11 protein-coding genes and 1 pseudogene are annotated in these 7,276 nt (G+C 59.3%); 6 read left to right on the top strand and 6 right to left on the bottom strand.

Annotated features, from left to right (window positions below; translation table 11 throughout):
* Positions 1 to 125 precede the first annotated feature (125 nt).
* The 3 genes and pseudogenes from BMY84_RS30965 to BMY84_RS27810 all read right to left on the bottom strand — a co-directional run bounded on the left by BMY84_RS30965 (position 126) and on the right by BMY84_RS27810 (position 1,896).
* Positions 126 to 622: pseudogene (locus BMY84_RS30965) on the bottom strand (MgtC/SapB family protein).
* Between the two features lie 22 nt (positions 623 to 644).
* Positions 645 to 1,253, bottom strand: a complete 609-nt coding sequence (locus BMY84_RS27815; RefSeq protein ID WP_093088325.1) for a DedA family protein — start codon at positions 1,251 to 1,253, stop codon at positions 645 to 647.
* 34 nt (positions 1,254 to 1,287) lie between these two features.
* Entirely contained in the window at positions 1,288 to 1,896 is a 609-nt protein-coding gene (locus BMY84_RS27810) for a flavodoxin family protein (protein WP_093088324.1), read from the bottom strand.
* Between the two features lie 106 nt (positions 1,897 to 2,002).
* On the opposite strand from BMY84_RS27810, the gene BMY84_RS27805 reads away from it, so the two are divergent.
* Positions 2,003 to 2,854: a glucose 1-dehydrogenase gene (locus BMY84_RS27805; protein ID WP_093088322.1), complete on the top strand. Its 852-nt coding sequence runs from the start codon at positions 2,003 to 2,005 to the stop codon at positions 2,852 to 2,854.
* Positions 2,855 to 2,964: 110 nt separating this feature from the next.
* On the top strand, positions 2,965 to 3,231 hold the full coding sequence (locus BMY84_RS27800; RefSeq protein ID WP_093088321.1) for a DUF2171 domain-containing protein: 267 nt from the start codon (positions 2,965 to 2,967) through the stop codon (positions 3,229 to 3,231).
* A 47-nt stretch (positions 3,232 to 3,278) separates the two neighbouring features.
* Here BMY84_RS27800 and BMY84_RS27795 read toward each other — a convergent pair whose 3' ends face one another.
* A complete protein-coding gene (locus BMY84_RS27795; RefSeq protein WP_093088319.1) occupies positions 3,279 to 3,650 on the bottom strand; it encodes a PRC-barrel domain-containing protein in 372 nt (123 codons plus the stop codon).
* A gap of 294 nt (positions 3,651 to 3,944) precedes the next feature.
* Here BMY84_RS27795 and BMY84_RS27790 point away from each other — a divergent pair, with 294 nt between their 5' ends.
* Positions 3,945 to 4,151 carry a hypervirulence associated TUDOR domain-containing protein gene (locus tag BMY84_RS27790; RefSeq protein WP_093088318.1) on the top strand — a complete coding sequence of 69 codons (207 nt, stop codon included), beginning with the start codon at positions 3,945 to 3,947 and terminating at the stop codon, positions 4,149 to 4,151.
* A 147-nt stretch (positions 4,152 to 4,298) separates the two neighbouring features.
* The gene (locus BMY84_RS27785; RefSeq protein WP_093088316.1) at positions 4,299 to 4,778 is read left to right on the top strand and encodes a hypothetical protein; all 480 of its coding nucleotides are present in this window, start codon (positions 4,299 to 4,301) and stop codon (positions 4,776 to 4,778) included.
* Between the two features lie 127 nt (positions 4,779 to 4,905).
* Here BMY84_RS27785 and BMY84_RS30715 read toward each other — a convergent pair whose 3' ends face one another.
* Complete coding sequence (locus tag BMY84_RS30715) at positions 4,906 to 5,115, bottom strand: hypothetical protein (protein WP_256215488.1); 210 nt, start codon at positions 5,113 to 5,115, stop codon at positions 4,906 to 4,908.
* Between the two features lie 119 nt (positions 5,116 to 5,234).
* Positions 5,235 to 5,642, bottom strand: coding sequence for a hypothetical protein (locus tag BMY84_RS27775; RefSeq protein ID WP_218147057.1), 408 nt, complete (start codon positions 5,640 to 5,642; stop codon positions 5,235 to 5,237).
* Positions 5,643 to 5,769: 127 nt separating this feature from the next.
* Between BMY84_RS27775 and BMY84_RS27770 the strand changes: the two genes are divergently transcribed.
* Together BMY84_RS27770 and BMY84_RS27765 are read left to right on the top strand one after the other, a co-directional pair.
* Positions 5,770 to 6,291, top strand: coding sequence for a 2Fe-2S iron-sulfur cluster-binding protein (locus tag BMY84_RS27770; RefSeq protein ID WP_093088313.1), 522 nt, complete (start codon positions 5,770 to 5,772; stop codon positions 6,289 to 6,291).
* On the top strand, positions 6,288 to 7,274 hold the full coding sequence (locus BMY84_RS27765) for an FAD binding domain-containing protein (protein ID WP_093088312.1): 987 nt from the start codon (positions 6,288 to 6,290) through the stop codon (positions 7,272 to 7,274). Before BMY84_RS27770 ends, BMY84_RS27765 begins: the two co-directional genes overlap by 4 nt.
* The last annotated feature ends 2 nt before the right edge of the window (positions 7,275 to 7,276 follow it).

Below are 7,276 nucleotides of genomic sequence, written 5' to 3'. Positions count from 1 at the left end.
ACCCATGGCAATGCCCTCCAACCGGCACCCATAGATTCAGACATTCATCGCTTTGGGAATCCCCAACGTGAGTCAGGATCATTGGAGGTTGGTATAAGCCTGCTGAAATGCTCTTGGAGCTATTTCTATTTTTCGTCTTCGCTAAGCTGAGCGGGCGGAGGCGGCGGTGCAGCAGAGCCACGCCGATTCGGCATTTGCACCGTTTTCTCACTATCTCGCAAACTATCATTTTTTGGCAATATGCGTTCAACGAGGCTGGCAGCGACTAGCAGCAAGAGAGCAAGGCCCGTGCCGGCCAAGACCAGAATATATTGCCCAGCACCGGCCGTTATGCCCACGGCCGCTGCCATCCAGAGACTGGCGGCGGTTGTCATGTTGCGCACATCACCGCCGCGCACAAAGATCAGGCCCCGGCGATAAAGCCGATAGCCTGGGCAAGCCCTTGTATGACACGGACAGGGTCGCCCTCTCCATGCTGCTCCACAAGTTCGAGGGCAGACAAGGTGAGCATGCCTGAGCTCAGCGCAACAAGACCATGTGTCCGCAGGCCTGCGTCATGGCCGTGGCGTTCGCGTTCGAACCCCAGAACGAGGCCCAGAAACGTTGCGAGCCCGAGCCTCATGAGGGTGACGGGAAGATCGTCCTCAAGCATTTCCGGCACTCGGCTTAAAGGTGATGACGCGGTAGAGGTAATATAGCAGGACTGCCGCCATGATCGCCAGGCCAGCAGGCCCGAGATAGTGATCGACGGCCGAAAATTGTCGGCCGAGAAAATATCCGGCGCCTGCAAGGACACTGGTCCACACAGCTGATCCCAAGATAGTCAAAATGATAAACCGTGGGAAAGTGGTGCCGAACAGGCCTGCCGGAATCGAGATCAGCGTGCGCAGACCGGGAATGACGTGGGCGACGGGAATAGCCCATGAGCCGTGTCGATCGAACCAGTCGTCGATCTTATCAATATCGCTGGCCGACAAGGTCAGCCAGCGCCCATGGCGGTCAGCCAGTTTTTTCAATCGAAGTTCGCCACATTTGCTTGCCAACCACCACCAGAAGGCGGCGCCATTTACCGTCCCTATCGTGCCAGACATGATGACAAGCATGATGTTGAGGCCGCCGTTAGCTGCAGTGTAGCCCGCCAGGGGCATGATGACTTCGGAGGGTATGGGAGGAAAGACATTCTCGAGGAGCATGAGCAGCGCGATGGCCCAATACCCCATCTGCTCGACAATGGTTGTGATCCATTCCGTCATATGCCGCTATCCCGAAGATGATTAAGTTTTCGACTTAGCCGGGATAGGGACTTTTCTGCAGCAAGCCGGCCAGATGGGCGGCGTTACCAGCCACCATCTTTGCAGTTTCCGTCACCTTGTCCGGCGTCGTTGCCAGATCCTTGAAATCCGTGGAGCCCATCGCCTCCCCGACCCAATAGCATGCCGCGACCGCTGGAATGGTCCAGCCTACGTCGTTCAAGGCCTGGAAAAGCTGGGCGGATGAGAAGTGCGCGCCGTCCTCATTGCCAACAATCGCAGCCACCGCGACCTTGCCATAGCTCGGCATCCTTCCCTGCTCATCCGTCTCGGACAGGAATGCATCCATCCGCTCCAGCACGCGCTTGGCGACGCTGGAAATCTGCCCCATCCAGATCGGGCCGCCGATAATAAGGATGTCGTGCGCAACTATTTTCTTGCGCAGCGCAGGCCAGGCATCGCCGTCACCTTCGTCGGATGTCACGCCGGCTTTGATATCGAGCGCCGCCACCCGCACCGTCTCGGTAATCGTGACCTGACGGTCGGAAAATGCCTGTTTCAACACCGCGATCATCGCGTCGGTAGAGCTTGCCTCGTTCGCGTCACTCTTAAGCGTGCAATTGAGAGCCAGGGCCTTGAGTGGCATCGATCGTCTCCTTTGGTGTCGGCTGCCGCAGGCATGCGATCACCCGTTTACAGACAGGAGAACTCATCGGCGGGAAAAGGGTTCTGCCTTCAAAGGAGATGCCGCCATGACCGAGACCGTCCAGATGATCCACGAAGATGCGCTTCCCGGGCATGAGAGCAAACTCGAGCCAAAGCCCGAATGGCAACCCCGCTACAAGGGTTCGGAGCGTCTAAAGGGCAAGGTCGCGATCATAACCGGCGCCGACAGCGGCATCGGACGCGCTGTGGCGGCGCTTTATGCCCGTGAAGGTGCTGACATAGCCATCATCTATCTGCTCGAAGATGACGATGCCGCCGAAACGAAGCGGATCGTAGAGGCCGAAGGCCGCAAGGCGATCGCCATCCGCGGCGATATCGGCGAGAAAGAGTTTAGCGATGAGATCGTACGCCAGACGCTCGATGCATTCGGCAGGATCGACATTCTCGTCAACAATGCCGGCGAGCAGCATCCCGATGAGGACATCACAGACATAAGCGAGGAGCAGCTGCGTCGAACCTTCCAGACCAATATCTTTGGTATGTTCTTCCTGACGCAGGCCGCACGCCCACACCTCAAGGCTGGCGCGGCGATCGTCAACTGCACGAGCGTCACCATGTACCAGGGCAGCAAGGACCTGCTGGATTATAGCTCGACCAAGGGTGCGATCACGGCCTTTACGCGATCATTATCGGAAAATCTGGTTGGCGATGGCATTCGCGTGAATGCGGTCGCGCCGGGGCCGATCTGGACCCCGCTCAATCCATGCGGTGGCGCAAAGCCGGAGAAGCTGGAGCATTTTGGCGAGAGCACGCCCATGGGTCGGCCGGGTCAGCCCAACGAAGTCGCGCCCGCCTTCCTGTTCCTCGCCTGCGAGGATTCCAGCTACATGTCCGGACAGGTTCTCCATCCAAATGGCGGGATCATTGTGAACGGCTAGATCGCTTCGTCCAGCGAGCAAGGGGCATTACGACCCAACCCCGGGAGCCTCCAAACCGAATTTGGCCCGACGGATGAGTACAGAATTTTTAACCGATGGAAGGAATTGAGATGACGGACCTGAGCCAGATCAAGGAGCATATGGAGATCATCGGCGCAGATGGCGTCCATATCGGCACCGTCGACAAGATTGAAGGCGATCGGATCAAGATGACGAAAGCGGACAGCGGTTCGCACGCCGATCACCATCACTATTTCTCTGGAGGACTGGTGGCTGCCGTCGAAGGCAATAAGGTTCGTCTTTCAGCCGCCGGCTCAGCAGCCATACTCCTGGAAGAGGAAAAAGGCGGCGAGGCGCTGAGCGACAAGTCGTCATAGGGTGCAAAGAAATAGCCGGCCCCTCTGGGCCGGCCACTTCTGTCTGATCAGTAGGGGTAGTTGACCCCGTAATAGCTATATACCTCTCGCCCATAGGCGCGATCATAGGCTGGCTCGCTGTCGCTTGCGTAGCGAGGCGCATTTTCCAGAACGCTCTTGTCGAGATTGACGACATAGCCGCCCTGATCGGTGTCATAGGTCAGCACGTCCCAGGGGAGCGGATAATAATCGCTCCCCAGCCCGAACAGGCCGCCGAACTGAAGCACGGCATATTCAACCTTGCCCGAGCGCTTTTCGACCATGAAATTGTAGATCGAGCCGAGCTTCTCGCGCTGCGCGTTGTAGACGGTGGTGCCCTCGACTTTGTTCGAGGCGATGAGGCGATTGGTTTCGTCCGTGACGATGTCGGTCTGTGCCATGACATCTCTCCTTTCATGCTGGGGGTTCAGGATGAACGCGGCAAGCAGGCCCACTATCCCAATGCTCATGGTCTGATCGTCGGGGCGACCCTAAAAGTCGTTCAATCGCCGTTGGTGGCAGAGGAGGAAGCCGTTCTTTTTCGCTCTCAAGCGCGGACGTTTCCCTTTATCATGCGCGTGCTTCATACTCCGGCATCATATTCTACCTCCCGAAAATTGGCGCGCGGAATGCTTCCCCATAGAACGCCTTTGCCCTGAGACCGTTTGTCCTGAACAGACGCCGAGGAGAGCAATGTGACCAAATCTTTAAAGAAGGGTACCGCCGTTAGCTGGAAGAGCCACGGCGGGGAGGCGCGTGGCAAGGTCATTCGCAAGCTCACGAAACCAACTACGATAAAAGGATATAAGGTCGCTGCGTCTACCGCCAATCCTGAATATCTGGTGGAGACGCAAGATGGCAAGCGCGCTGCGCACAAGCCCGAAGCCCTTCGCAAGGATTAATCGCGCGCGACACGCGAAATACGATGTGATGCCGCTATCTTCTGCGCAGGCACAGCAGCGCTGGCGGCGGAACGCGCCGCATGTGCGCATGGCGTCCGTGCTTATCGATGAGCTTTTGCAGGGACCAACTGCGCAACGGTCGGCTGCATGCCGTCGAAACTGCTGATCGCGGCGGCGTCCGCTGCGCAAGCGACGCGCCGCGCGTCCAGTTTCGGTATCGTCACGAACCTCGATATGCAGCGCCCGGTCCTGCTGAAAGGCCGCACCAAGGTCTGTATGACCAACGCAGCCATCGGCAGGATCTATGTCGGTCTGAAGGCGGGCCGCTTGCTCTTTGCCAAGTTGGTCAGCCCTTCCGTCGAACATAGCGCGCATCTGCTCGCCTGGGCGATTACGCAAGGTCTGACTGCCAGCGATCTCTTGGCCATGCCCTTCTATTATCCGACCTATGAGGAAGGGCCGAAACCAGCCGTGCGGAAATTTGCAAAGTCGTTGGCGCGAAAAGATCACCCGATCGCGATGACGGCTTTCTGTGAGGCTTCTGACCACAAGGCCTGGACTCAGTCCAACCCCTCGCTTGCCAGTGCAGCGCGAACGCCCGGCCGCGCCGAGACGCGGTCGAAATAGGCCGACAAGCGGGGCGACAAGTCGAGGCCGACCTTGGTCTTCGCCCAGAACAGCATGACGAACAAATAGCAGTTCGCGATGCTGAACGAGCCGAGCACATGGTCTCGCCCCTCGAGATTCTGATCGATCAGGGCAAAGCGCTTGGCAAGTTGTTTGCGGCCGATTTGGCGTCGTCGTCGGCGTCTGGCATGAAGAAAGGCTTGAACCTCTTGTGCAGCTCGGTCGAAATATAGGCCAGTGCTTCCAGGACGCGGAACCGGGCACGGTCGTCGATCGGCATGAGATTGCCCGACCGATCCGCGATATAGCTCAATATGGCGATGTTCTCGGTGAGCACGCCGCCCTCGTCCAGCGCCAGGGCGGGGACATAGCCACGGCAGGCCGCTTTCGATGAGCGCGATATGATCGGCCAGGCTGCACGCGCCCGGGGAATAATAGAGTTTCACAGTCTCTCTCCTATTCGTCGTTGATCGTCCTAACCTTGCGGTCGGCCCACTGTTTGCCTGCGTCGCCGCCCCATAGGAGCCAGGCGATGAATCCCGCCGATGGATCGCTGTCCGAATTCCATTTGTGCGCCTTGCCTGCCTTGTCGACATCGTGGCGCGCGAAGAAGCTGTGCATGGATTTCACGTCTGCCGCCGTCAGATCGCGGCGCTCAACCAATTGATGGGCCCGATCAACGCCCACCTGTGTGCCACCACGGTCGAACTTTTCGCGCAGGCGCAAGCCCCTGCGGGCCGCTGAGGCCATTTTGAGGGTGGGCTTGTAACTTTGCATGGACATACGCCTCTCCTCGTTCAAGCCAAGGGAACGCCGGCCGCGTCGACCGGTTTCCTCCCGTACGTCTCGCAGGCCGATCGGCATCAAAACCGGTCATCGCAACGGCAACCCGGACAGGCTCGATATTCGCGCTGCGCCGGCGTGGAGCGGAACAAGGAGTACGGAGATGACTTCCTCCACAAAGGAACTGCCCAGCGCGAGGTCACGCTCCATGTCCATCACCATCAACGGCATCGCCGCACCGGCGCCTACAGACGCCAGGGTTTCGCTGCTCGATTATCTGCGTGAGCATCTTTCCCTGCACGGCACCAAGAAGGGATGCGATCAGGGGGCATGCGGTGCGTGCACCGTTCTGGCCGACGGTGAGCGTATCCTGTCATGTCTGGCTTTGACGGTCCAATATGAAGGGCGGGAGATCACGACCATCGAAGGGCTGGAAAGCGAAGCTGGCCTCCATCCGTTGCAACAGGCCTTCATCGAGCATGACGGCTTCCAGTGCGGATACTGCACGCCTGGGCAGATCTGTTCAGCCATCGGGATGTCAGCCGAGGCCCGGCGCGGGGTACCTAGCCATGTTACGCAGGACCTGACCGCCACCATCGCGCTCAATCATGACGAACTGCGTGAACGGATGAGCGGCAACCTCTGTCGCTGCGGCGCCTATAACGGCATCGTCGCGGCCATCGCGGAAAACTGCAGGGCAGAGGACGAACAGCAGGAGGCTGCGGAATGAACCCGTTCAGCTATGGGCGCGCCGATGATAACGCATCAGCGGTTCGCCAGGCGCAGGAGAGCCAAGCCCGCTTCCTGGGCGGCGGTACCAATCTCGTCGACCTGATGCGCGAAACCATCGAACAGCCCAGCAGCCTGGTGGATGTCAGCGGTCTTTCTACGACCATAGAGGACAGCGCCAACGGCGGCCTGCTGATCGGCGCGAGCGTGAAGAATACGGCATTAGCGGAGAACTGGTCCGTCAGGACGCGTTACCCTGCCCTCACCCGCGCCATCGTAGCGGGTGCTTCGCCTCAGATCCGCAACATGGCAACCGTTGGGGGCAATATCCTCCAGCGCACCCGCTGTGCCTATTTCTATGACCTGGAAGGGTCCGCCTGCAACAAGCGGAATCCGGGCTCGGGTTGCGACGCGGTGGACGGCTTCAATCGCATGCATGCGATATTGGGCGCTTCACCTGCCTGCGTCGCCACCCACCCTTCTGACATGTGCGTTGCTCTCGCCACTTTCGACACTGTGGTCCATCTGGAGGGCGCAAATGGCGCGCGCACCCTGCCGCTCGAAGATTTCCATTACCTGCCGGGCGATCATCCTGAGATCGAGACGATGCTGGAACCAGGTGAACTCATCACCGCCGTCGAACTGCCGCCCTTGCCCTTCTCCTGGAACTCGACCTATCGCAAGGTCCGCGATCGCTCTAGCTATGCTTTCGCCCTCGTCTCTGTCGCTGCGGCGCTGGCCGTAGAGGATGGTTTGGTGCGTGACGTGCGGGTCGCCCTGGGGGGCGTAGCGCTCAAGCCATGGCGGGCCAGGATAGCTGAGAATAACCTTGTTGGCCAACCAGCAAATACCGCCAGTTTTCGCGCGGCGGCCGAGGCGGAACTGGCGCACGCCCGACCGCTCAGCGGCAATGGGTTCAAGATCGAGTTGGCCGCACGCACCGTAACGGCTGTGCTGGGCGAACTGGCAGGAGAGCCGATGTGAGC

The organism is Sphingobium sp. AP50 (genome assembly GCF_900109095.1).
GTDB lineage: Bacteria > Pseudomonadota > Alphaproteobacteria > Sphingomonadales > Sphingomonadaceae > Sphingobium.
The sequence above is the reverse complement of the archived record's forward strand: the minus strand, read 5'-3'. Positions and strand labels throughout refer to the sequence as shown.

Coding starts and splice junctions, on each gene's coding strand:
- BMY84_RS27815 (WP_093088325.1), bottom strand. CDS start 1,253: ATGACGGAATGGATCACAACCATTGTCGAGCAGATGGGGTATTGGGCC.
- BMY84_RS27810 (WP_093088324.1), bottom strand. CDS start 1,896: ATGCCACTCAAGGCCCTGGCTCTCAATTGCACGCTTAAGAGTGACGCG.
- BMY84_RS27805 (WP_093088322.1), top strand. CDS start 2,003: ATGACCGAGACCGTCCAGATGATCCACGAAGATGCGCTTCCCGGGCAT.
- BMY84_RS27800 (WP_093088321.1), top strand. CDS start 2,965: ATGACGGACCTGAGCCAGATCAAGGAGCATATGGAGATCATCGGCGCA.
- BMY84_RS27795 (WP_093088319.1), bottom strand. CDS start 3,650: ATGGCACAGACCGACATCGTCACGGACGAAACCAATCGCCTCATCGCC.
- BMY84_RS27785 (WP_093088316.1), top strand. CDS start 4,299: ATGCCGTCGAAACTGCTGATCGCGGCGGCGTCCGCTGCGCAAGCGACG.
- BMY84_RS27775 (WP_218147057.1), bottom strand. CDS start 5,642: ATGCCGATCGGCCTGCGAGACGTACGGGAGGAAACCGGTCGACGCGGC.
- BMY84_RS27770 (WP_093088313.1), top strand. CDS start 5,770: ATGTCCATCACCATCAACGGCATCGCCGCACCGGCGCCTACAGACGCC.
- BMY84_RS27765 (WP_093088312.1), top strand. CDS start 6,288: ATGAACCCGTTCAGCTATGGGCGCGCCGATGATAACGCATCAGCGGTT.